This window comes from Halorussus litoreus (genome assembly GCF_003382685.1).
Lineage (GTDB): Archaea > Halobacteriota > Halobacteria > Halobacteriales > Haladaptataceae > Halorussus > Halorussus litoreus.
In genome coordinates, this window is sequence record NZ_QLVG01000032.1 from 61,726 (window position 1) to 87,838 (window position 26,113).

General features: G+C 58.7%; 29 protein-coding genes. 25 read left to right on the plus strand and 4 right to left on the minus strand.

All coding sequences use genetic code 11. From position 1 onward, the window contains the following. The first annotated feature begins 224 nt into the window (after positions 1-224). From DPQ64_RS11730 to DPQ64_RS11780, 10 genes are all read left to right on the plus strand, one after another. Positions 225-1,496: a phage NrS-1 polymerase family protein gene (locus DPQ64_RS11730; RefSeq protein WP_115864517.1), complete on the plus strand. Its 1,272-nt coding sequence runs from the start codon at positions 225-227 to the stop codon at positions 1,494-1,496. 203 nt (positions 1,497-1,699) lie between these two features. Further along, the gene (locus tag DPQ64_RS11735) at positions 1,700-2,155 is read left to right on the plus strand and encodes a hypothetical protein (RefSeq protein ID WP_115864518.1); all 456 of its coding nucleotides are present in this window, start codon (positions 1,700-1,702) and stop codon (positions 2,153-2,155) included. 158 nt (positions 2,156-2,313) lie between these two features. Further along, positions 2,314-2,604, plus strand: a complete 291-nt coding sequence (locus DPQ64_RS11740) for a hypothetical protein (RefSeq protein WP_115864519.1) — start codon at positions 2,314-2,316, stop codon at positions 2,602-2,604. Further along, the gene (locus tag DPQ64_RS11745; protein WP_115864520.1) at positions 2,604-2,927 is read left to right on the plus strand and encodes a DUF7558 family protein; all 324 of its coding nucleotides are present in this window, start codon (positions 2,604-2,606) and stop codon (positions 2,925-2,927) included. The genes DPQ64_RS11740 and DPQ64_RS11745 overlap by 1 nt, the downstream gene beginning before the upstream one ends. Before the next feature lie 210 nt (positions 2,928-3,137). Further along, on the plus strand, positions 3,138-3,713 hold the full coding sequence (locus tag DPQ64_RS11750) for a nucleotidyltransferase domain-containing protein (RefSeq protein WP_198662111.1): 576 nt from the start codon (positions 3,138-3,140) through the stop codon (positions 3,711-3,713). Continuing rightward, positions 3,703-4,200 (plus strand): hypothetical protein, encoded by a 498-nt coding sequence (locus DPQ64_RS11755; RefSeq protein ID WP_115864522.1) that lies wholly within the window; start codon positions 3,703-3,705, stop codon positions 4,198-4,200. Before DPQ64_RS11750 ends, DPQ64_RS11755 begins: the two co-directional genes overlap by 11 nt. A gap of 69 nt (positions 4,201-4,269) precedes the next feature. Further along, positions 4,270-4,599 carry a hypothetical protein gene (locus DPQ64_RS11760; protein ID WP_115864523.1) on the plus strand — a complete coding sequence of 110 codons (330 nt, stop codon included), beginning with the start codon at positions 4,270-4,272 and terminating at the stop codon, positions 4,597-4,599. Positions 4,600-5,260: 661 nt separating this feature from the next. Beyond that, a complete protein-coding gene (locus tag DPQ64_RS11770) occupies positions 5,261-6,157 on the plus strand; it encodes a replication factor A (protein ID WP_115864541.1) in 897 nt (298 codons plus the stop codon). A gap of 213 nt (positions 6,158-6,370) precedes the next feature. Then, complete coding sequence (locus tag DPQ64_RS11775; RefSeq protein WP_115864524.1) at positions 6,371-7,297, plus strand: transcription initiation factor IIB; 927 nt, start codon at positions 6,371-6,373, stop codon at positions 7,295-7,297. Between the two features lie 97 nt (positions 7,298-7,394). Then, positions 7,395-8,288 (plus strand): biosurfactant protein 1, encoded by an 894-nt coding sequence (locus DPQ64_RS11780; RefSeq protein ID WP_198662112.1) that lies wholly within the window; start codon positions 7,395-7,397, stop codon positions 8,286-8,288. Between the two features lie 74 nt (positions 8,289-8,362). On the opposite strand, the gene DPQ64_RS11785 is transcribed toward DPQ64_RS11780, so the two are convergent. Further along, positions 8,363-8,803, minus strand: coding sequence for a CopD family protein (locus DPQ64_RS11785; protein WP_115864526.1), 441 nt, complete (start codon positions 8,801-8,803; stop codon positions 8,363-8,365). A gap of 372 nt (positions 8,804-9,175) precedes the next feature. Between DPQ64_RS11785 and DPQ64_RS11790 the strand changes: the two genes are divergently transcribed. The 3 genes from DPQ64_RS11790 (at position 9,176) to DPQ64_RS11800 (ending at position 12,765) form a co-directional block, all read left to right on the plus strand. Further along, positions 9,176-9,628: a winged helix-turn-helix domain-containing protein gene (locus tag DPQ64_RS11790; protein ID WP_098727617.1), complete on the plus strand. Its 453-nt coding sequence runs from the start codon at positions 9,176-9,178 to the stop codon at positions 9,626-9,628. Then, positions 9,625-9,903 (plus strand): DUF7521 family protein, encoded by a 279-nt coding sequence (locus tag DPQ64_RS11795; protein WP_098727616.1) that lies wholly within the window; start codon positions 9,625-9,627, stop codon positions 9,901-9,903. Before DPQ64_RS11790 ends, DPQ64_RS11795 begins: the two co-directional genes overlap by 4 nt. A 276-nt stretch (positions 9,904-10,179) precedes the next feature. Continuing rightward, complete coding sequence (locus tag DPQ64_RS11800; RefSeq protein ID WP_115864527.1) at positions 10,180-12,765, plus strand: efflux RND transporter permease subunit; 2,586 nt, start codon at positions 10,180-10,182, stop codon at positions 12,763-12,765. 546 nt (positions 12,766-13,311) lie between these two features. Here DPQ64_RS11800 and DPQ64_RS11805 read toward each other — a convergent pair. Further along, positions 13,312-15,120: a multicopper oxidase family protein gene (locus tag DPQ64_RS11805; RefSeq protein WP_115864528.1), complete on the minus strand. Its 1,809-nt coding sequence runs from the start codon at positions 15,118-15,120 to the stop codon at positions 13,312-13,314. A 99-nt stretch (positions 15,121-15,219) separates the two neighbouring features. On the opposite strand from DPQ64_RS11805, the gene DPQ64_RS11810 reads away from it, so the two are divergent. Together DPQ64_RS11810 and DPQ64_RS11815 are read left to right on the plus strand one after the other, a co-directional pair. Next, a complete protein-coding gene (locus DPQ64_RS11810; RefSeq protein ID WP_115864529.1) occupies positions 15,220-15,759 on the plus strand; it encodes a plastocyanin/azurin family copper-binding protein in 540 nt (179 codons plus the stop codon). Positions 15,760-15,983: 224 nt separating this feature from the next. Beyond that, the gene (locus DPQ64_RS11815) at positions 15,984-16,979 is read left to right on the plus strand and encodes a transcription initiation factor IIB (RefSeq protein ID WP_115864530.1); all 996 of its coding nucleotides are present in this window, start codon (positions 15,984-15,986) and stop codon (positions 16,977-16,979) included. 166 nt (positions 16,980-17,145) lie between these two features. On the opposite strand, the gene DPQ64_RS11820 is transcribed toward DPQ64_RS11815, so the two are convergent. Further along, complete coding sequence (locus DPQ64_RS11820) at positions 17,146-18,822, minus strand: transposase (protein ID WP_115864531.1); 1,677 nt, start codon at positions 18,820-18,822, stop codon at positions 17,146-17,148. A 1,473-nt stretch (positions 18,823-20,295) separates the two neighbouring features. On the opposite strand from DPQ64_RS11820, the gene DPQ64_RS11840 reads away from it, so the two are divergent. From DPQ64_RS11840 to DPQ64_RS11875, 8 genes are all read left to right on the plus strand, one after another. Continuing rightward, a complete protein-coding gene (locus DPQ64_RS11840) occupies positions 20,296-20,673 on the plus strand; it encodes a winged helix-turn-helix domain-containing protein (protein ID WP_012289575.1) in 378 nt (125 codons plus the stop codon). Beyond that, entirely contained in the window at positions 20,670-20,951 is a 282-nt protein-coding gene (locus tag DPQ64_RS11845; protein WP_049892643.1) for a DUF7521 family protein, read from the plus strand. Before DPQ64_RS11840 ends, DPQ64_RS11845 begins: the two co-directional genes overlap by 4 nt. A gap of 245 nt (positions 20,952-21,196) precedes the next feature. Then, on the plus strand, positions 21,197-22,423 hold the full coding sequence (locus tag DPQ64_RS11850) for an MFS transporter (RefSeq protein ID WP_012289573.1): 1,227 nt from the start codon (positions 21,197-21,199) through the stop codon (positions 22,421-22,423). A 315-nt stretch (positions 22,424-22,738) separates the two neighbouring features. Then, positions 22,739-23,119 (plus strand): hypothetical protein, encoded by a 381-nt coding sequence (locus DPQ64_RS11855; RefSeq protein WP_050033547.1) that lies wholly within the window; start codon positions 22,739-22,741, stop codon positions 23,117-23,119. 83 nt (positions 23,120-23,202) lie between these two features. Then, positions 23,203-23,640 (plus strand): hypothetical protein, encoded by a 438-nt coding sequence (locus tag DPQ64_RS11860; protein ID WP_006186968.1) that lies wholly within the window; start codon positions 23,203-23,205, stop codon positions 23,638-23,640. A gap of 108 nt (positions 23,641-23,748) precedes the next feature. After that, positions 23,749-24,240 (plus strand): hypothetical protein, encoded by a 492-nt coding sequence (locus DPQ64_RS11865; protein ID WP_006186967.1) that lies wholly within the window; start codon positions 23,749-23,751, stop codon positions 24,238-24,240. A 105-nt stretch (positions 24,241-24,345) separates the two neighbouring features. Further along, positions 24,346-24,747 (plus strand): DUF6166 domain-containing protein, encoded by a 402-nt coding sequence (locus DPQ64_RS19620; RefSeq protein ID WP_115864533.1) that lies wholly within the window; start codon positions 24,346-24,348, stop codon positions 24,745-24,747. A gap of 23 nt (positions 24,748-24,770) precedes the next feature. Further along, positions 24,771-25,049, plus strand: coding sequence for a DUF7389 domain-containing protein (locus DPQ64_RS11875; protein WP_012289570.1), 279 nt, complete (start codon positions 24,771-24,773; stop codon positions 25,047-25,049). 126 nt (positions 25,050-25,175) lie between these two features. On the opposite strand, the gene DPQ64_RS11880 is transcribed toward DPQ64_RS11875, so the two are convergent. Beyond that, positions 25,176-25,427, minus strand: coding sequence for a hypothetical protein (locus DPQ64_RS11880; protein WP_012289569.1), 252 nt, complete (start codon positions 25,425-25,427; stop codon positions 25,176-25,178). A gap of 184 nt (positions 25,428-25,611) precedes the next feature. Between DPQ64_RS11880 and DPQ64_RS11885 the strand changes: the two genes are divergently transcribed. After that, the gene (locus tag DPQ64_RS11885; protein ID WP_049892641.1) at positions 25,612-25,833 is read left to right on the plus strand and encodes a hypothetical protein; all 222 of its coding nucleotides are present in this window, start codon (positions 25,612-25,614) and stop codon (positions 25,831-25,833) included. A 54-nt stretch (positions 25,834-25,887) separates the two neighbouring features. Next, a partial coding sequence (locus tag DPQ64_RS11890; RefSeq protein WP_115864534.1) for a hypothetical protein occupies positions 25,888-26,113 on the plus strand: 226 nt, incomplete at its 3' end.

The following is a 26,113-nucleotide window of genomic DNA, read 5'->3' on the forward strand; positions in this document are numbered from 1 at the left end:
TCCAAGGAATCTCCACGGACACAGCTGTCCACGCAAAATCGCATGACGGGGGTGCTGTCCACGCAACATCCCCGACCAAAACCAACTAGTATACACTGGGTTCCATCCGCAGAACGGTGCGGGGACAGGCAGGTCGGACAGCATATCAATTATCGGCAGTCGTATCGAGGTTATGATATAGTTTGTTCGGAGGATTCAGTCGGTGGTCCTCGGAGAGATTAACGATGAGTTCTGACACCTCAATCGACATAGCAACGCTGCCAGCTAGCTTGCGAGAACGCGAGCAGTGGGTATGCTGGAAAGAAGAAGAGCGCGATGGCAAACAGACGAAGATACCGGTGACGCCAGGGACAGGAGCATTCGCCTCGTCAACGGATCCAGATACGTGGGACAGCTTTGAGACAGCACTCGAGTACGTCGAAACAGGGAATGCTGATGGCGTTGGCTTCGTCTTTACTGACGATGATCCAATTGTTGGTGTGGATCTCGATGACTGCCGCGATCCCGAGACCGGGGACGTCGACGACGCGGCGCTGGACATCATCGAGCGACTCGACTCCTATACGGAGATTTCGCCATCCGGAACCGGCTACCACGTGCTCATCACCGGAGAACTACCGGAGGGCCGGAACCGCCGCGGGAGTTTCGAACTGTACGATACCGCGCGCTTCTTCACCGTCACGGGCGACCACGTCGCCGAGACACCCACTCACGTCGCGCGCCGACAAGACGCGCTCGTGGCGATCCATCGCGAGTACGTCCAAGACACGGATAGCGATGTGAAGGCCGAGTCCGGGCAACGTGGCGCTACTGACGACCAATCAGCAACGAACGGTGGAGGCGGGGTTGACGTTGACCTCGAGGACAAGGAGCTTCTCGAGAAGGCAACGAACGCGTCGAACGGGACGAAGTTCGAGCGGCTCTGGAACGGGAACACGGTCGGATACGACAGTCAGTCGGAAGCCGATATGGCACTCTGCTATCTGCTGGCGTTCTGGACCGGCGGCGACCACACGCGGATAGATCAGCTCTTCCGCCAGTCAGGGCTTCTCCGAGAGAAGTGGGACGATGTCCACTACGCCGATGGATCGACGTACGGGGAGAAGACCATCGAGCGAGCGATTGCGAACACCTCGGAGTTCTATGATCCGGACTCTGGCGAGGAGTCCACGCAATCCCACGTCAGTTCAGGCACGTCGACTACCGATGCCGGACGTGACGACTCGAACCGCAGTCGCGCGTATTTGATCGAGAAGAACCGACTATTGACCGACCGTGTCGATGAACTCGAGGCAACGCTCGAACAAAAGGACGAGCGTATCGACACACTCGAAGCAGAGATCGAGCGTCTCACAGCCGAACTTGCAGATCGTGACCGAGAGGAAGGGCATACCCACGAAGAGCAAGCGGTCACTGCGAGCGAGAGCGATGAGGAGTCAGAGACAACGTCTGTTTGGGGGCGGACGAAACGGTTGTTCGGGAATGGCTCAAAGTAACGCCGGAACCGCGACGGAGCGTTTTTCATCCCTGGGAGGGGTGACGGGATTTTCGAACTGCCCTAGAGCAACATACGCATTCTGAGCGACAGCACCAGCGAGACCGTGGTATCGACCCTTGGACTCAATCGCGAAGCGATTCGCGGTGGAGTTTGTCACCCCCAGGTGGGTGAGGGGGTGCAGTGAGTGCCCGCTGAACTACTATGTCTTTAGAACACGAGCGACAGCAATCACGACTACGTAACGAGCAGACAGAGCAAGCAAAAGCGCCGTGGGCAGATCTCGAGATGACGATTCCCAACGACAGAAGTCAGATCTCCATCGTTTCACTCGTCGAGTGCGTCCTCGTCGAGCTCACTCACGAGGAGGTGGGTGCGGAGTACGTCTCCGCGAACGTATGGGGAGCGAAGCGAACGCAGTTCATCGCTGTCGACGACGTCGGGGAGATGTTCCGGAAACGGCACTACGACGAGAGACACGGGTGGCACGAGACAACCATCAGCCGGCAGGCTGTTCGCGACGAATTGATCGACCGACTCACGAACTCGATATCACTAGCGACGACCCGAAGCCATCCAACGACCGTCGACGAACCCGATACGTTCAGGGTGAAGCCTACGCGGCAGCTGCGAACGGGCTCACAAAACGGCGGCTGTTAACCAACAGCCGTCGGTCTCTCGGTTGGTCTGTTGGTTAACAACCGCCAGTATTAGTGCTATTTTCCGTTGCCTCCCAACCGGCCGTGCTTCCAGCAGTACGTTTGTCGGCGCCGTGAGGCGCGAGGCGCGCTCGTAACGCGTGCCCGAACTGATTCCTCATGACTGGTCCAGATGCAATCGACGACACGGCTGCCGATCACAGACGACTTGAAGCCGAATTGGTCGCACAAGATCGAGATGCTGCCCGCGCCACAACGGCGGACATCGATGAGGCGACTGCCCGACACCTCGTTGGCGATCTCATCGAGGACGATGTAGTCATCCCGGTCGCCGAACAACGAGTGCTCGTTCACGAGCCAAGTGGCGAGGCGTTCGACTCAATCAAACAGCTGGCTGTCTTCCATCAAGGGTGGACGGCCGCTCGCGACGACGGTGAGGAGGACGCGTAATGCAGCAGACGCTCTCCGGGTGTGCATTCTGCGATGCACTCCCCGACTCGGAAACCGGTGAGGCCCGCACCTGGGGGAAAGACGAACTCGTCACCCATCCAATCTGCGTCGACTGTGCAATCCAAGAGCGATCTGATCCTGACGAACTCGATCACTGCACCTGCGACGGCTGTGGACTCGTCGTCGACGCTCTCCCAGCCCTCACCTCGTTCTGCGTGGCAATCGGCCATCTCGAGGGGACGTTGCACCTCTGTGCGCGATGCAGTCCTGGTGGTCCCGCAACGTATTGGACACGAGATCTCGACGCACACGTGATCGAGTAGGCAAGCGATTTGAATATGCCCCGCTAGTAGACACTCGTCAGTTATCGCAATCGGACGGTCGAAAGCTATTCCCGTAGCCTATTTAGGCATTGGAGAGTAATTCTATCCATGGGCAGTAAAAATATCCAAAGGGGCGCATCACTTGAGCTGCCAGTCCCAGTCCCGTCTACCGGCCTCTTCAGTCACGCCTGTACTGGGGAGGTACTTGCATTGCTCGTCGACAATCCATATACAGCGTTCGGAATTCGAGATCTGAGCCGAGCGACGGACCATCCCCACCGAAGTATTTCGTCGGCCATCGACGACCTTGAGGCGGTCGGCTTCGTCGATATCGAGCACGCCGGGCGGAAAAAGCTCGTCCGCATCAATCGTGCCCGGCTCAGCAAGCCCGACGACCCAATTATTCAGATTCCACAGGACGAGTTTCACGCCCCAGTCCGGGAACTCGTCGCGAGGCTGACCGACAGCGTCGACGATATCCACGGAATCGTCCTCTTTGGCAGTGTTGCTCGTGGGAACGCCGACCGACGAAGCGATATCGATTGTTTCGTCCTCGTCGACGGCACGCAGGCAACAGCCCAGCAAACCGCCGACGAACTGACGTCGGAATTGAACGAGGAAGCCTTCGCTGGTGACCGCTACAAATTCCACGTGCTCGCCGAATCCGTCGAGAGCGCACGCCGCTACGGGGATCGGCTGCGCGAAATCTTCGCCACCGGCCTGACGCTCAAAGCATCCGAGACCCTTACACAGCTCAAAGCGGAGGTACTGACGAATGGACGATAGTTACGTCGACGATACGCTCACCGATGCTGAAGCAGCCTTTCGGCAGACCCGCGGGCAAACAGGTGAATCCGATCTAGATGTCTCTGACGCCGCTCTCGTCCAACTGCGGAAGGCCTGCCGACTCCTCGAAGCAGCGCGAACGCTCCGCGAGCAGAACGGGTACTACACAGTCGTCATCGAGGCATCGTTCGTCGCTGTCGAGCGCAGCATTCAGTTCTATCTCTTGCACCGGGGACACGCCTCTGGAGAGGACCTACGCTACGAACATACGGCGGTGTACCAGCAAGGTGCGGTGGTGAATCTATTCAGCGAGGAGTTCGCCGATCGGCTTACCCAACTCTGGAAACAGAACCGGGCCGAAGTGTACTATCGCGAGACGGTCGCCAGCGCCGAGCAAGCCGACGCGATGTTGTCGCTTGCCGACGCAGTCCACCGATATATTCTGGATTATGCATCATTACAGCACGAGTGTGTCTGTTCCCAGTAATCCCTGTGAATACGTCCCAACCCAGAGGAATCGATACCACCGTCGGACTGCCAGATACGGCCAGATAGAATGACAGACGCCGATGCACTCTATGACGTCCGAGAACGGACAGGGAACCCCGCTCACACGTCGGTCGGTGACGTCTGTGACCTCTTACTATCACGCTTGGAAGACCCCCGTGAGAACCACCAGGACGCCTATTTTGATTCGGCCATGGCGGCGATCGTTGACCAGTACGGGGAAGAGGCGGTCCAACAGGTGATCAGGCGCATTCTTGTGGACCAATTCTCCCATCGAACGGCCGCCACAGACCTAGATATGCGTCCCGTTGACGGCGTTTGGATCGGAACGGCCGCCGGCTGGTTCCTCCGGGAGTTAAACGCAGAACAGGATAGCTGAGACGCTCCCCTTGAAAGCCCTCGACCGCTCGGCATCCCGCGACCGCCGCTGCGCGCCTCGTGCCTGCGGTGCTTGCGGGGTCGGGGGAGGACCGAGACGGCCTCGCCCTTTCTAATTCCACCAGGCGGTTGGATGGGTCACCGAACGTCGAGTTCGGTTGGGCGGGTGGTTCGTTTCCGGCGCGCCCCGCTCGCCGCGTGCCGCCCTCCGCGTCGCTCGCGACCGACCATTCCGGGCATGCGGGCGCTCTCCACACCGCCCCCGCCCGTTCCGGGCTAAAATGGATGTGCCCTCGGCGCCAGCGGGTATCCCCGTCGGTTGCGCCCCTCGCGGGCTTTCGCGTTCCAGCGCTTTATGCCGCTGCGCGCGGCGAGCCACCCCGCAGGCTCGCCGTGCTCCCGACAGTCGCCCTGGACACGGTCCCGCGCACCGGGCCGGACACGAACGGGCATATCCCGCTGGACGCTCGCTCCGGGCGGGTCGGCGCGCGGTGCTGGTTGGGTGGCCTCCTTGGGCGCGCTCTCGCTCGCGCCCAGGGGCGCTCGCGAAGGCGCGAGCGAGAGCGCGCGATGGGTGAGTTGGTCGTTGTGGACAGCCACGGCTGGAGAGTCGTGGTGTCGAAAGAAGACGCCGAGTGAGCGCCTTCAGGATTGAGATCCCAATGTCGAGTAAGAACGTTACCAGTGATGTAGTTTCGGTTGATGAACAGGCATTCGAGAAAGCGGACGAACGAGCAGTCGATGAGGACGGTTTCGAAGTCGTCGACGAGACCCCGGAGTTCCAGGCGACGGTCGACATGGAAGTACAGGCGAAAGTCGATTCAAACCATCCGGACGCGCGAGTCGAGGAAGGACCGGATCACATGTTCGGGAAGACCCTCGAACAGGAAGAGCGCATCAAGGCGCGGGAAGCTGAGCTGGAGCGTATCAGTGCCCAGGCCGAACTCGGAACGCAGGAGGGTCGGGAGAAGCGGACGCGAGATATCGCGGCGAAACGAAGTGCGAAGCGGCGGACGGAGTTCCAGAAGCGGCGAGCGAGCGTGGACCCGATGGCGGACCCAGAACGGGCCGACCCGCGTGTGGAACTCGAACAGGAGCAATTGGCGGCTGTGAACGAACAATCAATGCGGTTGGCCGAGAAGCTGGATGGCTGGTCGCGGGCGGCGATCAGTCGGCGGCTGGCCGAGGCGGTCATCGCCGGGAAGGACATGATGAGTGCGGTCGTCGGCGTGTTCGAGGAGCTCCAGACGGCGCCGGGCCAGGTGATCCCGATAGGGAAGGTCGAGGACGTGAATCGAAAGGAGGTGAGCATCGAAGGGACTGTGACCCAGTTGTGGGATGCGGATTCATCAGCGATTCGGCAAGTCGGGCTCATCGAGGACGAGAGCGGACGAACGAAGTTCACGTCCTGGGTTGCGAGCGACCAACCATGGATGGAGGAAGGTGAGCGTGTGCGGATTCACGGGGCGGCGCGGAACTGGTATCAAGGGCGCGTCTCAGTGGCCCTGACCGGGTGGAGCACAGTGCTGTTCCCCGAGCGCGGTCAGTGGTGGGAGTAGTCGGCTAACGCGGCTCTCTTTTTTGCTAATGCCCGTTCACCCGCTTCCCGCCGCCCCACCCAACCTCCACGTTCCGGGCGGCTCACAGAGCCGCCGGGCTTTCGCCACAGCATCGCACTGCGCCGGCTCCGTACCGCTCGGTGTTTATCTACCCCTGACGGGTGAGGGGCGCTCTGAGAGGCGCGATTCATTGTACTGTCCCTCGTGAGTATCATGGCAACCAGAGAGATCTACGAGACGACGTTCGACGAAGATGTCCAGACTGACTCAAGTGCAAAGCAGTGCCCCGAATGCGACGGTCGGGTTACCACGAACGCGGTCGAAACCATCTGCGAGGACTGTGGCCTTGTCGTCGATGAGCACCAGATCGACCACGGACCGGAGTGGCGGGCATACGATAACGATGAGCGGGAACGGACGGGTGCGCCGCTCACGGTGGCGCGGCACGACCGAGGCCTATCGACCGAAATGGGCCGTGGGGCTGATGCGAATGGAAATACACTCTCCGGGCGGAGGCGGCGGCAGGTCGCCCGGATGCGACGGGAGCAGAAACGCGGTCGATTTCAATCGAAATCTGAGCGCAACCTCGCTCACGGCCTCGGTGAGGTCCGCCGGATCGTGAGCGCACTCGAGTTGTCCGAGACGATTCGTGACCAGGCGTGCCAGCTCTTCCGGAGCGCTCAGAACGAAAATCTCCTGCTGGGCCGGTCGATCGAAGCGATGGCCACCGCGAGCGTCTACGGCGCCTGTCGGTGCGACGGGCTCTCACGAACCCTCGATGACGTTACCGATCCGGCGCGCGTTGAGCAGTCGCGCGTGACGAACGCGTACAAGACGCTGAATACGGAACTCGGCCTCCCGGCCAAGCCTGTGACGCCCAGTGCGTTCGTCCCGCGTTTGGCCTCGGAACTCGATGTCCCAGATCAGATTCGGCAACGAGCACGGAGGTTGGCGGAGGATTCTGAATCAACGGGAGTCACTACGGGTGTCTGCCCGTCAGGGTTCGCCGCGGCCTGCCTGTACAAAGCGGGGTGCGAACAGGGCCAGTTGCTCTCACAGTCGGACGTCGCAGAGGTCGCGAACGTTTCAACCGTAACCGTCCGAACTCACCGAGACGCGCTGGACGGACTAGCTGTCTAACGACGCTCCTTTTGTTGATTTGCGTGTCTGTAGTGGAATTGGCGTAAGAGCAATCATTTAAAAATGAAGACGAAGCATGTTGCGACCAGACTACTCTATGACCGGACGTTACTCTGACTGCGAAGAGCTCCGGCCGCTTGGCGAAGCGACGCATATCCCCGACGACAATCTCTCCACCAGTAGTGACGGAGAGCCCCGACGTCAACGAACAGGTAAAGCCCACACAGGCTATCCAGACCCCACGACAGCAACTGCGGCCGAGTGTACCTCCTGTGGGACATCGATCCCCGCTGGCCAGACGAAATGCCGGTTCTGTCTCACGAATCATCTCGATGCAGTCACCGATGGCCAGGACACCCCTGATTCGGAGTGTGATATCCTCCACATCATCCACGTCTTCGTCGAGTCGCGGACGTTCTACGGCGCCGTGGCAAAGGGATCTACTGCGGCCGCTCTTCTCGCGAAATCGGCTTCCGACCCCGCGGTCGACGACTGCCAGCTCATCGACGACCTCGACGAGGAACCTGTAGCGCAGCTTGCCGACCAGTGGCCATCGCTTCCTTCGGCGGCACGGGTCTCATCGGAGTGCGGCGAGCAGCTGCTCGCGGCAGCTCGTGAGCGGACTACGTGGCAAGGCACAACGCAGTCGCGTCACGACGGCGAGCGCGCGACGTTCCTCTATGACGAAAGCGGGAGTGGGATTCACGACGAGGAGCGTCTTGTGACCCTTCGTGAGGACGCAGACGACGATGTCTGGCTGGTGCCGGCGATTGCACTCCAGCGATCCGTCACCGACTCCAGTACCGGGAGACCGCGACACGAGAGCCCGAACAGAGGTCACCTCGAGTGTCGAGAGTGCGACCGAAAAACCGAACATCGATTCCGCGATTTCGAAGTCGTCCCTGACGATGAGTGGACCGGCCAGCCACTATGGGAGTGCCAGGTGTGTGGAACGCCTAGATACGGTCCACACCCTGCCGAGAAGGCTTAATCGTGCTAGTGATGCCAGATACGTCCAGGTCTGCCCGTTCAAATGGACTCTCGATAGCGAACGGTGAAATCAGTTCAGAGAAGCCCAGCGACGATGAGGAGTGCTATCGAAACAACACTCGCAGTCAGAAACCACGGTCGCGCCTCCGTCGCTGCAGTTGCCGCCGATTGTTCCGGTGGAAGACCGGTTAGCTGACGGAAGCCACCGTAGAGCACTATTGGAAGGACGAGCCACAGGCCGACCATTGTCAGGACGAGATGCCCCCGCCCGGTCGATTGGAGGGATTCGGCGGTGTAGAGCGTTCCTGCAAGATGCCCACCGGTGAACAGCAGTAGCAGCACCGAGGCGATCGTGAGATACGAGAATCGACGGCCGATAAGAGCCAACGCCTCCTCTCCGAGCAAGTCTCTACGAGCTGCAGGGAGCACAGTGCCTGCAACCAAGAGTGTACCTCCGGTCCACAGTGCAGCAAAAATAGTGTGGATAGTCATAACAACGTCGAGCATCGTCGCCATTACTGACCCTCCATACTCAGGCACGATCTTTGTCCAGTATCCGCGTTGTCGTCAACAGATTCACCAGCTTCGAGGATCGTGAGTTCGGTTCGTTCTTTCGGCCGGTAACGGTATCTAGCCATCATTCACCCAAATCTGTGACAGCAGTAGATAAACAACGATGGAAGTGTCCCAGAATGTGGGATTGGAGACTGAGCGGCGGAGATCAGACCAGTATTCGGCATCGACTCTACCCAACTACGTATCGGACGTTCTGCTAGTCCAACGATCTGGGAACACCCGATACCCCTATACACCCATAGTCGTAAGACAGAGCTAACTGACAGCGTACCCGTCTCGGAGTCGAGACGACCTGGAGAATGCGATATTCGAATGACTGAGGAATTCATCGACCCAAACCGGCTCTCGCTCATCCCATCACGGTCGAACGCGACTCAGACAGCCACCAATATGGTGCAGGATCCCTCGACGGATGACGACGATCCGCCCGTTTCAGCAGTCCTTCAATCGCTCGAAGACAGTAAATGCAGAGCGATACTCACGACATTGACCGAGCCGAAATCCGCAACCACACTCTGCAACGAATGCGAGTTGCCGAGTTCGACAGTGTATCGCAAACTTGAGCGACTCCGTGAGGCCGCTCTCGTCAAAGAGTACACTGAAGTCCGCCGTGACGGACCGAACGCCACGTTGTACGAACGGGATTTCGCGGATATCTCGATCAGCATCGACGACGACGAATTCACCGTCTCCGTCGAACGACCAGACGAGGATGCCGAGGACCGTATGGCGACGTTCTGGTCCGAGATGAAGAAAGAATCATGACGGACAGTATTATCATCCTGCTCGGCATCGTCAAAATCGCTGCATTAGTCCTCGGGGGTATCGTCTCCCTGTTAGCGTATCGAGCCTATCAACGAACGCAGATCGAGGGACTCCAGTACTTCGCAGTGGGTCTCATGGTCATCACCATCGGGACGTTTCTGGTCGGGATCCTCCACCACATCTTCGGCATTCCGAGCGTCCAGGGAATGCTCTTTGAGAGCCTCATCGCTTGTGGCGGTTTCCTCGTCATGATATACGGACTCTACGGTCAGTAGCCGCGGCTACTCGATCGGTTGGAACCACTCAGAGACTATTCCATCCAGCCCACCCACGCCGTCTGTTTCATTCAGAGTGGCCTGTTCAGTTGTCTAGTTACGAAATCGTTTCCAGAGAGTAACCGAACTTCGCGGTTGTCCCACGTTGTGGGAGACCTCCATCGTTCCATATGAGGCACACACGGAGAGTGTGACAATGAACGAGTCGAATACACCAGTCCGTCAGCCAACCTCAACGCCACAGCCCACGCGAATACGAAGCGGTGTCGGTGACCAATGAAACGGAATTTGCCGTCTCGATACGCGGACGCGCTCGTCTCGCGGAGCAAACTCATCATCGTCCTGTTGCTCGTCCTCACGGCGATCGTCGGCGCTGGCGCGGTGGTCGGCACCAGTGAAGACGGTGCGATCGGTCAGGCAGGCATCGACTCCGAGGAACAGGTAGCACTCGAGGAGATCGAATCGACGTACGGAACGGACGATGCGGTGGTCACACAGATCGTCGTCAAAGACGAAGGTGGAGACGTCCTCACCCGCGAGTCGTTACTGCAGAGCCTCCGACTCCAGCAGGAGATACGGGAAACCGAAGCCATCAATACGACGCTCCGAGCGGAGTCGGGGCTCCGCGGTCTCGAGAACATCGTGGCGACTGCGGCCTACTTCGAAGCCCGAACGGCTGGGAGCGGGACAAACGACACAGCCTCCACCGGTCGGAACGGGCAGCCACCAGCGCCGACACTCGACCAACAGATCGAGGCGCTCGAATCACGCTCAGACGAGGAGGTTGATGCACTACTCACTCGACTACTCAATTCGGATTCGACCGCCCCTGACCGTGACCCGACCACATTCCTGCCGTCGGACTACGAACCCGGCGCAACGAGCGCCGACGCGAGACTGACACTCGTCTTCCAATCCGACAACAGTGGCGGCGCTAGCGGAACGCCCCAGGAGGCGTCCGATGCGCAAGTGGCTATCGCCTCCCTGGTCGACGAGCGCTTCGACGACGCCGACGCGTTCGTCTTCGGACAGGGCATCATCGACGAGGCGTCCTCGCAGGCCATCGGCGACAGCTTCCTCATCATCACCCCCGTCGCTCTCGTCCTCCTGCTCGTCGTCCTCGGTATCGCGTACCGCGACGTGGTCGACGTGCTCGTCAGCCTGTTCGGGATCGGCATAGTGATGGTGTGGCTCCAGGGTATCCAGGGCTGGCTCGGAATCCCGTCCAGTTCGATACTCATCGCCGTCCCGTTCCTGCTCGTCGGGCTGAGTATCGACTACTCGCTCCACGTCGTCATGCGCTATCGCGAGGCGCGAACGGGGGAGCTCGACGCCGATTCCCAGTCCGATGGCCGACGTGACCCGACCACTGCGATGCGGGTGGGGGTCGCCGGTGTCGTCGTTGCGCTGGCCGCTGCCGCGTTCTCGACCGGCATTGGCTTCTTCTCGAACTACGTCAGCCCGCTCGGGTCGATACAGGACTTCGCGCTCCTGAGCGCGGTCGGCATCGTCGCGATGTTCGTCGTCTTCGTGGCACTCGTCCCGGCCGTCAAACTCGAAGTTGAACGACTCCTCGCTCGACTCGGGCGTGACCGCCAGCAGTCAGCGTTCGGGGTCGGCTCAGGGCCGATTCGCCGTGTGCTCTCGGGTACTGCGACTCTCTCTCGACGCGCACCGATCGCTATTCTCGTCGTCTCACTGTTGTTGGCTTCGGCAGGTGCTTACGGTGCGACGGGCCTGGATACGGAGTTCAATCAGGCGGATTTCCTGCCGGAGGATGCCCCAGAGTGGATGGAGTCGCTTCCGGAACCGTTCGCCCCCGCTGAGTACGACGTCCGAGAGGATCTCTCGTACCTGAGCGACAACTTCCGTCAACGCGGGCAGGGTTCGGAGGCCCAGATACTGATACGCGGGAACGTGACCGCGCCGGCAGTGCTCACTGCAACCGACAATACGTCTCAGTATTCGAGTCGAAATGGAACGATCGCCATGCAGTCGGACGGCACGGCCGCTGTCGAGAGTCCGGCGACTGTCCTCCGGTCTGTCGCCGCCGGGAATCAGACGGTCGCCGCCGCGATTGACGCGCGAGACTCGGATGGTGATGGCCTCCCGGACGAGGACGTCGCGTCTGTCTACGACCTCGTGTACGGCGCCGCTCCCGACCGGGCGTCGACAGTCCTCTATCGTACCGAGAACGGGTCGTATGCGACAGCCAGGTCACTCGTCGGTGTGCAGACCGACGCGGCCGCCCAATCGATCGCCACCGACGTGCGGCAGGTCGCCACAGGCATCGAGGGGAACGCACCGGTGACAGCCGTTGCGACGGGTGGGCCGATCATCACTGCTGTCGTCCAGAGCGCCCTGTTCGAGACGCTCGTCGAAGGATTCGCCGTAACGCTGGGTGTCATCCTGGCGTTTCTCCTTGGCCTGTACTGGTGGCGGTACCGCGCGCCAGGGCTCGCGGTCGTGGTGCTCGTCCCCGTCCTCCTCGCGCTTGCGTGGTTGCTCGGCACGATGGCACTGCTCGACATCCCGTTCAACAGCGAGACTGTCGTCATCACGAGTTTGGCGATCGGGCTCGGCGTCGACTACAGCATCCACCTCGGTGAACGATTCGTCGACGAGCGTGAGCGCCGAGCGTCGCTCGACGAGTCGCTGGTGGCGGCAGTCACAGGGACTGGCGGTGCGTTGCTGGGGAGTGCAGCGACGACGGCTGCGGGCTTTGGCGTCCTCGCACTCGCGCTCTCCCCGCCGCTCCACCGCTTCGGCCTCGTGACTGGGTTGAGTATCGTCTTCGCGTTCGTGAGCTGTGTCACCGTGTTACCGTCTCTCCTCGTAGTCCGAGAACGATACCTCAGCTGAAAATAGCCGCAATAGAGTCACAATGGAACCGGTGATTCATTCGCTATGTACCGCCTGACGGCGTCCTCGTGTCTCCAGACCACAAATCGGTTCAGGTACAGCCGAGTGAGCTCTGGTGACCCAAGCGACGACGACCTGCGCACGTACAATAGGTTGTTCTACGCCGAAAATCGGCGGAGGCGTACACATGGACCCACGAAACACACCTGGTTATCGGATGCACCGCACGCTCAGCAATCTCATTGATATCGACGTCGATGAATTGGATCCCGCCAATCGGGAGCGAATCGACGCAGCGATGAGAATCCTGGAGCAAGTGAATCTCCTTACTTGACCAGCCGCCACGGGGGACGTTGGCGGCCACGTAGTATCCTGATACACGACCCTCGAGGAGCGGTTCTTCCTGGTTCGTCTCAGGATATGTTTGTTATCCCCTGAAGGAGGTGAGGAGCAGGGGAACGTCCCCAGGTACAACTCATGCCAACACTCCAAGCAGCGACGATGTCGACGTCGTTCCGAACATCGACCTCCGGTACGTGATCGCGTTCAGGATCCGTCATCGTTATCACCGCCAGAATACGGCAGTACTCTGAAGGGCCGCATCATGTCGTGGTCCTCGTGTTCGAGCATGTGACAGTGCCACATGTACCAGCCGGTCTGGTCGTTGAATAGGCCCTCAAACCCGCCGAAGTGAACGATCACGTGAGTTACCTCCCCCGGATTCGCCGTGACGACGTCGTTCCAGCCCATTTCTTCCGGTGCGGGGGGTTCAAGCGACTCGATATCGATCGTCTCCGCCTCGGGGTCGTACTCACTGTACGGCTGTCGCCCAAGCACCTGGAAGTGCACGAGATGCATATGCATCGGGTGAGACATTCCCGTCAGGTTCGCGAAGCTCCAGATTTCCGTGTCGTTGAGGGTGGGCTCCTCAGTAACCGGATCGTACAGTTTGTGGGGCGATGACTCCGCTTCCGAACCCAAGAGGTGCAAGGGTCGTCCGTACTCGTCGGAACTCATGGTCATCGGGAGGTACCGTTCCTCGTCGACCGAGTCGACGGGGATTTCTGGCACTTCCGCCAACGTACTCGGAACCTGGCTCGGATCGTCGACGTCATCGGCGGCGACATCGACAAGCATCACGTCCGGTAGCGGCTGTTGTTCTCCGGTATTAATGTCCGGGCCACGGTAAGGTGCCGCGGCGTCGTTGTGCACCAGGAGCGTCTGTCCGGCGTAGTCCGAGAAATCAACGACGACATCGGCACGTTTGCCCGTACCGATCTCCAGACGGTCCTCGATCGTGACCGGTGAGGCCAGCAGACCACCATCGTTTCCGACGAGGGTGAACGGCGGCCCGCCCGCTCCGGTCGTTCCGTCCGACTCGTTGTACTCGAACAGCTTGAGGTTGTAGAACCGACAGTTCGACCCATTGAGGATCCGAAATCGGTACTTCCTCGGGTCGACTGAAAGCCGAGGCCAAGCCTTCCCATTGACGACGGACGTGTCACCGAAGAACTGCGAGACGATGCTCGGGTTGGGGTTCGGCGAGTCGCTGTCCGTCCCGGAGCGGGCGGTCGGGTAGAACAACGATCCGTCGTCGTTGAAGCTGCGGTCCTGGAGCACCAGTGGGATCTCGTACTCGCCCGACGGTAGACCAAGTGACTCCTCTCGGTCGTTCCGGAGGAGATAGAGTCCGGCAAGACCGGCGTAGACGTTCAACCGAGTAATTCCGAGCGAGTGGTCGTGATACCAGAGCGTGGCCGGGGGCTGGTCGTTTACGTAGTAGTAGTCTTTTTTCTTGAACTTCGGGCCGGTTTGCTCGAAGTCCCGCGTGAACCACGCTGTCGGCTTGCCGTCGCTCGTGTGCTCGACGTTCCCGCCGTGAAGGTGGGTCACGACCCGTACTCCGGTACTGTCGTAGGGAATCTTGCTACTGTGAATCGTCTCATCCACCGGCAGGAGATGTTCGTTCGGTAACTTGTTCATCCAGCGCACATAGACTGGTTCGCCCTGCTGTGCTTCGATCGTCGGCCCCGGGTATTGGCCGTCGTACCCCCAGACAGTCGTCGGTGGAAGGTTAGGATGAATCTTCTGCTCAATCTCGCGCATTTCAACCTCGTAATAGGGGTTCCCGTCCTTCTCCCCAACTGGTTCCAGGACACCTGGCCGAGGGACTTCGGCAAGCCACTTTTCAATCTCAGGCGACGAATGCTCGCCTGAGAGTGACTGCGACGGAGTCTCAGTTCTTCCAGTCGGGGCTACACACCCTGCGAGACTCAGCGCGCCAGTACTGCCCGTCGCCGCAATGAATTCACGCCGCGATAGGCCGGTCCCGGGCGCTCCAAGATGGTCCCTCATGTATAGAACTTCGTGCGCAGTGACAGTCAGTCGACGGCGGAATCCCGACCGGTGGGAATCCGCCAAAGTGGTCTATCAGTGGCGTTCCAATGGTCGGGTATGGAACGTCGACAGGTCCTGAAAGCAGGTGGAGTCGCCGCAACCGCAGGTCTCACCGGGCTCGCTGGCTGTAGCAGCTCGAACCCCGACGAAAGCGGTGAGACGGATACTCCATCGAACGGAGACACAACGACAATTCTGATGGTCACGGAGGGAAGCGACTATTACTTCGACCCGATCGGGCTCTTCGTCGAATCCGGCGAAACGATCACGTTCGAGATCGATAGCGGCAGCCACTCTGCGACAGCATACAAGAAGGGGAATGGACAGGCGTCAGTCACGCGCATCCCGGACGGTGCCGAGGCGTTCGACAGTGGGATACTCAGCGAACAAGGTGCTACCTTCGAACACACTTTCGAGACAGCAGGTACGCACGACTACTACTGTACCCCCCACAAGAGCCTCGACATGGTCGGCCGCATCGTGGTTGGAGAGCCCGGAGGCCCCGCTGAGGGGAGTATGCCGCCGGACGGAGACGTCCCTGAGAGTCAAACGATCGTCGACCAGGGAGCGGTTTCGTACAGCGACTTTTCTGGGTGACGCTCCACCCGCAGCTGTTAGCTGGTCGGTTCGTAACCTTAGTACCCCAATCAGAGACAACTATATTTCCGACACCGCGAATCTTAGTTTGTGCTCAATAAACCAGATTGCCGGATTCCCATATGTTGGGATTCCGCCCGGTATTCTTGGGAGTGTCGACTCACAGCTACGCTAGAGACACCCACTCAGATTGATCGAGAGACGATATCTGGAATCTGGTACTCATGCCCAACACGACACTCAACATCGAAGACAACCATACAAGTGAACAGCAATCAACCTCCGAGTCCCAGTCGAGAGTATCATGTCCGGAGTGTGATGGTCGGGTCGTTCACGATGATGAGCACGGGGAGACAACTTGTAAGGAGTGTGGCTTGATTCTCGACGAAGCAGCTATTGACCGCGGTCCGGAATGGCGGGCATTTCATAGTGAAGAACGAGACGAGAAAAGTCGCGTTGGGGCTCCAACAACGCAACTCATGCACGACAAGGGACTCAGTACGACGATCGGTTGGCAAAATAAGGATGCGTCTGGACAGTCGATTTCGGAGCGTAAGCGTGCCCGAGTGCAACGACTTCGAACGTGGGATGAGCGGTTCCGAACGAAGGATGCACACGAACGGAACCTCAAACAAGCACTCGGCGAAATCAGTCGGATGGCATCCGCCCTCGGTGTCTCAAGACCAGTTCGTGAAACCGCTGGGGCCCTTTACCGCCGGGCTGTCGACGAAAACCTCCTTCCAGGCCGATCCATCGAAGGAATGTCGACAGCCGCTCTGTACGCAGCAGCCAGACAACACGGAACGCCACGTCCTTTGTCTGAATTCGCTGAGGTCAGCCGAGTCGAAAAAATCCGCATTCAGCGTGCATATCGGTATGTATCTCGTGAACTCGAGTTGCAGATTGAACCAGCAGATCCTCTCCAATACATCCCTCAATTCGCGTCGGCGCTCGAGGTGAGCGATGAGGCGACACGACAGGCCCGTGAACTACTCACTACCGCAAAGGCGCAGGCTGTTCACAGCGGAAAGAGCCCTGCGGGTCTTGCAGCGGCCGCGCTCTACGCGGCGACTCACTTAACGAATGAACAGTTGACACAGGAGACGGTGAGTAACGCTGCTCACGTGAGTATGGTAACCATTCGGAATCGCTATCAAGAACTGCTCGAAGTCTACGCAGAGAACGGTGACTATGGAGTACTTCGAAGTTTGGATAAGTGACGCACCAGTCCCTGCCGAAACCAACCCCTGTACTGAGCCGCTCGTCGGCGCTGAATCAACTCGACGAATGGACGGGAATTCTTCTCAGAGAGAATCAGCGAAATTAGAGAAAAGTCGCAGACGCTACGCTACCGAGTCAGTGCTATCGCCGGGCCCGCCGAGAGCCCTATCCGTACTCGACCTCGAAGAACTGGCGAGCGAACGACCACGCGTTCATCACCGGGCGGTCTGGCGGCGCGAGGTCGGGGAAATCCGCCCGCAGAAATACGTCCAACAACACCCATGCATTATAGAGCATACACGCGAACAGCCAGAAGAACGTCCGTACGGAGAAGTCTCGGGAGTTTGTCTTGGCGAGGAATTCGTGCTTGATGACCCTGTATTTCGTCTCAATCGTCCACCGCTGGTTATACCGCTTAATGACCCGCTTCGCATCCTCCTTGCTCTCCACGTCCTTGTTCGTCAGGTAGGCGCGACGCCCCTTCCAGAGCCGTTTGTCTACGTCGTCAAGTGAGACGCTTTCCATGTCGAGGCCAGCGCCGTAGTCGTCGAGACCACGTTGGCCGACCGTCGCGTTCTGCTCGAAGTCGAAGTCGCCGTCTACCTCGTCGTAGTTGGGCTCAGCAACGAGCGTCAGGTGGTCGAGCCGCGTCTTCTTGTCCGAAGACTGAATCGGGTAGTTCGAGTGGTAGTCGTGGCGGCCCTGCATCCGCGCGAGGGCCAGCTTCACGCTCTTTCCGTTTTTGGGTAACTGAACGGTGAATTCGTGGCCTCTGTCGTCGAGCCACTTCAGCATCTCCGTCTTGCGAAACGCCGAGTCCATCGCCACATCCTCGATAGTGACGTGCTTCTCGGCCTCCCGAATCAGATGCTTCACGGCGTCGGTGTACGTGTCCTCGGGCGTCAGTTGGTACGTGGCGATGAGGATTGAGCGCCCGTTCGCGTGCGCCGAGATGGTGAAGTGGTGATAGCCGTAGTACGTCCCGTTCTTCGGCTCTCCACCGCGTACGCCCTCGGGAAGCTCTGCGTTCCGTTTGTAGTAGGGGCGAATCGTCCCGTCGATGTACACGGGAACGGGGCGGTCAAGCATCCCTGCGCCCTTCGCGGCCTGCAACTGGCGGTCGTAGACGCGGCGGAACATCTGCTCCCAATCGGCGGCGTCGCGGTTCTCAATAGCGTTGAAGAACGTACGCGGCCACGGCGCGGCTTTTCCGCGTTCCCATTTGTGTTCGACCATCTTCTGGATGTAGTTCTGCTCGCGGGAGACCTCGGCTTGGAGGTCGAGCAGGTCAGTACGTTCGTAGCTGGCGTTCTCCGCACGGTCGAAGTCGAGTCCGTCGTAGATGAGCGGGCGGATGTGGCTGATAGCCGCCTGCTTCTCGCCGGGCGTGATACGCTTCGGTTCGGGCTCGCCGCCGCGTTCGAACCGCTGTCGGAGACCGCTGAACTCGGGCGCGTTCAGTTCGGCAAGTTCCTCTCCGAGGAACTCCGCGTATTCGATGATGCGTTCGCGGACGGTCTCGGTGTACCGCTGTCGCCACGTCCGGCGGAAGGTGTCGTGGTCGGGGACGCACTCGAAGCCGAGCTTGTGGGCGACGTAGCGGTACGTCCGTAGGTGGCTTTCGAGGTCGTGGAATGAGGAGAGTTCGGGGACGATTTCGCGGTAGACGAACGCTCTTGCCATCGTCGCCACGTTGTACGTCGTGCGGGAATCGTCGAAGTGGTCATCGCCGTGAATCAGCGGGTCAGGGTTCTCGAAGACGTATCCGGCGGCGACCGCATAGAGGATGGGCGTGTCGTGGCGGCTCTCGATGGGGCCTGCATGGGTGCCGCCTTTGTTCACTAACCGCTAGTACGAGAAAACCGATATATAAACGGTTGGATGTTTCTAGCTAATCAGTCCTGTCGTAAACACGTGACCGTAGCTCATCTTTCAAAATTACTTAGCCTTCGGTCGTCCTCCCGAAACGTTCGCTCAGTACAGGTGAACTACTCCACGGTTGTATTTCGGGAGGACGCGCTATCTAAACTCCTCCCTTCCTGTTTGAGGCTGAATTGCCAATACAGGACGAAGAGCCCAGCGAACAGTCCGCCCCAGAGGTGGAAACCACCGCTTAGTCCCCAGATGCCGAAGGTTCCGATGGCCCATACCGCGAAGAGTAGTATCGAGAATCCCATCCATTCTACCCGCTTCCACGCTCGTTCTTGGATATGAACAAGATGGGTGACGGCCCCCACAATACCGAACACTACCCAGAATATCCCTCGAAGCTTCGGTGACGACCGGTTCTCACTTTTCGCTTCCCGATACGCATACTGGCCAATAAGCACCAAGAAAAACAGAGAAACCAGCCCCTGAGTCAGCCATACCATAACTTCTATTGGAGCCTGCCGGATTAAATAGATTCGCACGCTCAACTTCGCAATCATCTTCGGTGATTGACCGCTCAATACAAGACGTGCGTCGAACAGCGTTATTGACTCTCAGAGTCAGAATACCATTTCCAGAGGTCAATTCCTGTCCAGCAGGTGTACACTACTGAGAGTGGGGCGAGCAAATAAAACGGGTCGATACTGAATACAACCGCATCAAGAGAATGGCTTCCCGGTGAGGCATACAAGAGCGTGGCAACGAATACAGCAACCCCGACGCCAACGTTGGTCAGATGCCACAGAAAATCATCTGCACGCACGATTTTCCTTCTGAGTGCATCCATACGATTGGTTACGTTCGCCTGTTAATATGGTTTTCGTCGGATAGGTTGGGTGACCAAGTTACGTTGTATTCGCAGACGTACTTAACAAACTTGTCTATTTGGATTTACTTCTAAAGCTGAATAAGGAACCGTACTACCAACTACTGGTAGCATGAGAAAAATACATCACTCATCATACGTCAACGAATTAAACTTCGGAGTACTGTATGCGTGAAGAGCGATCCAGCGGAGCCATGCGAGAGGGTTCGGACGCCTCCAGTTCAGCGAGGGACGTGATGAGTGAACTCACTCGCGAAACCGAACGGGAGATCCTTGAAATACTCATCGCGGAATCGCCACTGGGTGTCATGGAGATCGCTAAAACTGCTGAGCGCCATCCGATAACGGTGGATCAAACCTGTGCTCGTCTACACGAGAAGGGATATATCCATTCACGCGGCCGAGGACGCTATGAGGTCACTGAGAATGGAGTCAGACAGATTTGAGATGGATGCGATTGATACTCTCGAGGAGCCGATTTCTGTTCCAGACTACGTCCACTCTCCATTGTTTGAGTTGTAATCGGATGCCATATCCCCAATACCGTCCAAAATTAGAGTATGGTGAGCGATCCCGCGTCATCTGAGGACTCTCCATCGTTGCAGAATGTCCTTGATGCGCTGGACGACGCCAACTGTCGAGCTATCCTCCGTGAAACAGCTGAACCCATGACCGCGAACGAACTCATCGACGCCTGTGACATACCCAAATCGACGTTGTACCGGAAACTAGAACTCCTTAGTCGAGCCTCCCTCGTCCGCGAACAGGACACAATCAATCCTGGTGGGGGTCGAACTACGCGATACGAACGAGACTTCGACGATGTGACCATCTCTATGGACGACGAAGACGACTTGTCGGTAGCCGTGAAACGCCCACCACGGAGCCCCGACGAACGCCTCGAAGATATTTGGTCGAAGATGGGGGATGAGTTATGATGTGGACAGGACCGGCCATTGTCGTCGTGAAGACGGTGATCCTGCTGTTGGGGAGCGGTATCACGTATATCGCGTACAAGGCGTATCGACGAACAGGCACGCCCTCACTGCGAGCGCTCGGGATCGGGTTCGGTGTTATCACGTTCGGCGCGCTGCTCGCAGGAATTGCACATCAAATCCTCTCCGTCTCACTCGAATTGGGCATTCTAATCAATAGCGTCCTTGTTGCGATAGGATTGGCTATCATCATGTACTCACTTTATCTCGAACGCAGGTGAAGACAGCTCCGCGACTACGAAGGCGAGTACGTAAGTTTGAAACTCAGTCTGACCCATTTTGGAGAACGTACGGTGTATCGAGTATGCAACTGCGTTGGCACGCGGTTTCTGTCGGCCCGCCAGTACGCTGATTGTGGACCGGATAACGCTGACCGTTGCCTCGGCGGTATCTCACTCACGCCCCACTACCGTACACAGCGCTATTCGATGTAGTATCGGCAAGCGAATTTCGAACGACAACATCCATGAGAACAGCTCTATCCAACCCACTCACAGACATCCAGCAATCACAGACAGTCCTCATCATCTTTGCGAGTACGCTCGTGAGTGTGATGGGCGTCTCCCTCATCAGCCCAGCACTGCCGACGATTCAAGCAGCATGGAACATCTCGGCGAGTCAAGCGAGTCTCCTCATCTCGGCATTTACCTTGCCCGGTATCGTTCTCACACCGTTCATCGGTCTCATCGCCGACCGCGTTGGTCGCAAACGTGTGCTCGTCCCTTCGCTATTCTTGTTTGGCGTGAGTGGCATTGCAGTCGTGTTTGTCGACGAATTCACAACGCTTCTCGGTCTCCGCGTCGTGCAGGGAACCGCTGGCAGTGCCATCATGAGTCTCACCGTGACGCTGCTCGGTGACCTGTTCTCGGGGGAACAGCAGAGTCGTCTCATTGGACTGAACGCGGCAATCCTCGCCATCGGCGCGGCTGGCTACCCCTTACTGGGCGGTGGCCTTGCGCTGCTCTCGTGGGCCGCGCCGTTCGTCTGTTTCGCACTCGGTATTGTCGTCGCCGTTGCCGGCTCTGCGATTCTCCCTGAACCCGAGAGTAGCATGGATTCGTCCGGACTGTCGTACGTCGTTAACGCAGCTCAATCGGTCCCAACACGGACGGCTCTCGGGTTGTACGTCGCTATTTTCGGCATTTTCTTTGTTCTCTATGGCGCACAGCTCACGGTCGTCCCGTTCATTCTCGACGAATCCTACGGCCTTTCTTCTGGGATGATCGGGCTGTTGCTCGGACTCCCAGCGGTGACGATGGGGGTGACGTCCTCACAGTCGTCCCGTCTCATGCGCCATCTCTCACCCCCGCGGCTCATCACACTCGGTTTTGTGACCTACGGTATCGGGATGACGCTCGCTGCACTCGCCCACTCGATCACCGTCCTTGCCGGCGCACTGTTCCTTTTCGGTATCGGGCAGGGATTCGCGGAACCGATCACCGATACAGCACTGAATACACTCGCGCCCGATGCGTTCCGCGGCGGAATCATGAGTATCCGAACGAGCGTGCTTCAGTTCGGAACGACCCTCGGCCCGCCAGTGTTCGTTGCTGTTGCCTCAATTGTGGGCTACACCGATACGCTCCTCATCGCCGGTCTCGCTGCCCTCGCTCTCGGCATCTCTGCGTTCGGCCTTCTCACGCTTTCAGAAACTGGGCAATCAACTCAACGTCGCACATTCACAAATGAGTGATTGATCTGTTCCATGAGCTTGTCTCTATCCCGAGTACGGTTGCCCCGCACCCACGAAAAGAGGGTGTAGATGGCTTCGTTCAGCGAGTGTTCTAGGCCCATATCTGCCCCTCGGAACGTAGGCCAATAGACCGAAGGCCGGTATCACAACAGATCTCGATACGTGCGTGTACTTGCTTGGGAGGTCTTCTAAACGCTTTCCGCACATTCGAGAGGAGCGAATCATCCACCGTCCCGTTCCAGAACCCAGTAACCGCAGTACGTTTGTTACCCCCTGAGGAGTGCGGGGGTAGGAAAGCGCCCTCGAGTACAACCTATGGCAACACTCCAAGCAGCGACGACGTCAACCGGCACGATTGTATCGGACGCACAAGCAGTCCGTCAGCTCTGTGAGAGCTATTGCTTCGGGACCCTCAACTGGGAGGTAGACGAGGAGGGCGAACTCATCATCTGGGGCTACGATAGCTTCGAGGTGTACGAAGCGCGTGAGAACGGTCTCCCCGATTATGACGGTGGGATCGTGACCCACGAGTTCCTCCGGCAGCTCGCGGAGTACATCGATGGCGACCAGGAACTCGACATCCAGACGGCCGGGTATACGAAGTGTCGATTTCCGGTCCTCGCCAAGCGGTACGTCATCCGCAATGGTGAGGTCCTTCACGCCGATCTGACCGGACTCGACCCGATCGGCGAATAACTGGTGATCATCCCTTGGCAGGTGAAGAGGAGTCGTTTATCGGGGGCTGACGGACTGAGCCCCACGTGGGGCTTCGTGATACCATGTCCGAGCAATCTACTGACGACTCGTTCGAGGACTGTGAGCTAGGCCCCGAGGCAATCCTCGGTACGCAGACGTTCGAAGACGTCCTGTTCACCGAGGAGACAGAGACCCCGGTGAATGTTCTTACTGGCGAGACGCCCGAGCATTCGCAAGCGAGCGTCGACGAAGCTCGGGCCTTTGCCGCCGGGATCGACACCGATACGCCGCAGATCGCGCTGCAAGCATCGGTCGAATCGCAGATCGAAACCGCGAGCAAACCGTACACGGCAGCCGCGTTCTTCCACTTCAAAGCGACTGGAACACTCGCACTCCACCGCGCCTACCACGCAGCGTACGAATCGGCGGCGTTCGCGGTCGATTTCGACGCCGACTACGAAACCGGTGACCTGACGATCACCGTCGAGGAGATCACTGGGTCGGAACGAGACGACGCCTAGCGAGCGCGTATTCCGGCGGTGTTTATCGAGCGCCGGCGATGGGTGCCGGCGCACCAAGCAGTGATGCGGAGCGGAGTCGCGTGCGTCGGCAGACCGAGGTGACAACCGATGCACATGGTCATTTACACGCTAGTTGAGGCATCGACACGAGATGATGCGCTCGCCACCGGAAAGACGGTGTTCGATCGACTCGTCGGCGCCGTGCCACACGCAGGTGCTGTCTTCGATTACTACGTGTGCTTTGACGAGGAGGACACGACGGTCGCTGGAACGGCCCGTTGGGGTGATCTCCCGGTTGCAGCTTCTGTGGAATCCGATGAGGGCGAGGAGCTGCTCGAACGCGGCTGGGAAGCCACGAAAGAGGAGTTTCAGCGGAATCTCGACCGGGTGAAGGAGGCACTCGACGAACACAGCGACGAGGAGATCATGCGCGATGCGGACCTCGCCCGGCACGCATTCCACCAGGTCGGTGCGTACGACGGGCCTTCGGTCTGCCTGTATGACGAACATGGCAGCGGCATCCGGCATCGAGGCCAGTTGGAGCGAATTCTCGACGAGAGTGACGATCTCTGGATTGTGCCGGCGGACATCCACTTCTGAGGGAACAAACCGGCCAGCTGCTCCGTGGTGCAGTGACCGCAGAGCATTTTTTTCGCCCCCTGAGGGGTGCGGGGGTGCTCGAACGAGCACACCTCGAATAGAACGATGAGTGGAACTATCGACTCACAATCAGTCGAACAGACACGCCCGAGAAGTGACCGTGACGTCGTCTACGTCGGCTATCGACAGCGAGGCCGCGCCATCGTGGAGAAACAGCCCGGTCAGGAACAGCTCACTCCAAATCGGAGTCTCGAGTTGGCGAGTCACAGTCCCTCTGGCTTCGAATGGGGATACGGGGGCAGTGGCCCGGCACAACTCGCGCTCGCGCTCCTGCTCGATTACTCCGACGACGAGGAGGTTGCGCTAGCGCAATACACGGAGTTCAAAAACCAGGTCGTAAGCCAGTTGGATTGCACTGGTCCCGGCGGGCGCTGGCGACTCACCGGCAGTGACATCGACGCAGTCCTTCGCGAGACATCCGACGAAGCGGCCGCACCGTCTATCTGAGCACCAATCACTGAGAGTAACATATGTCGGAACACAACCAGCCGTCTCGTGCGGATGTCGAATCGATAGAGAACAGTGAGCGGCCGTCACCAACGGAATACGTCGAACGCAGCGACGTCGGTGTCTCGCTGACCGTGAAGCTCAAGCGCGGAACCGGGACACGAGATGAAGACCAGATCAAAGCCAAGGTGAAAGCGAAAACGCTCGAAGACGCCCGAGAGGACATGGAGATCCTTCGAGCGTACGTTTACAAACTCGCCGAGGACGCCCGCCAAATCCAACCCGAGGAAGAAGACGAGTAAGCAGTCTAGCGGGTCTCACAAAACGATTTGGCAGGCCACAAATTTCGACTCGTTTTGACTGAACTATCTGTTCAATGTGTGTGCGAATGGGGCGAGTCGATTCAAAAATCGTAGTATCAGCTATTGCTAGGCCCAGTGAAGGAGATAAAGGAGATAGATGCTAGCGCCCGTAACGAGTATACCGACCGCTGCAAAGGCCACAACAGCCAAACCAGTTGTGTAGAATGCCATTTGAACCGCTTGAAGGCCAACGAGGATCGTGAATGCTGCCAGTATCGTCCAAAAGACAGTTGAGAGAACTGACCGTCCCGCTCTTGACATCTCCTCCCTCACGGCACGCCGAATTTCGGATTCAGTGAGGTTGTCGGAGTCAGCCATATCAAGTCCTACGCTCGCCATCCATTATATATTTAGCTTGTACCGAGCGATAAGTGTACTACCTGTACTGAGCGTTCAGCCTATTCGCCACACGACGCGAAACGAGGATGCACAAACTACTCTCTGACATTCTCAGTCCGGCGCTGTTTTTTCGTCGCCTCAGCAGGAGCGGAGGCGACACTCAGTGAGCAACTCCTCAGAGCAATCCACGGAATCGAGCGGCCTATCACCGGAACAGCGTCTCGAACCATCGAATACGGGACTTCTCAACGCCGGCATCGTGACGATTCACGACATGGAGACGCTGCGGGCCTGCGTTGCCTACGAGAACACCCACCAGAATCGGGTCCAGATTCTCCGGCGTCTCGAACACAGAGCCAGCGAACTCCGCAAAGAAGAGGGCTGAGACAACGCTCGTGGAAGTTTTTCGGAGCCTCCAGTGGGTGGAGGCTCAATTCACATGAGCAATCGACCGGAAATCGAGATTCAACAGCAGACCGCCTTCGGAGACGATGGCCAGCTCGAAGTGACCGGGACGAGCGTCGAAACCTCCCTCGAGGACTTCGGTGCGGACGTGGACCACCGCGACCGTGATTCACGGCTCGATCGGCCCGAGGCGAGTGAGTTCGGCGTCGACGACCGTCCGGAGGTAGAACAATCGTCCGAGAGTGATCAGTCGAACCTCT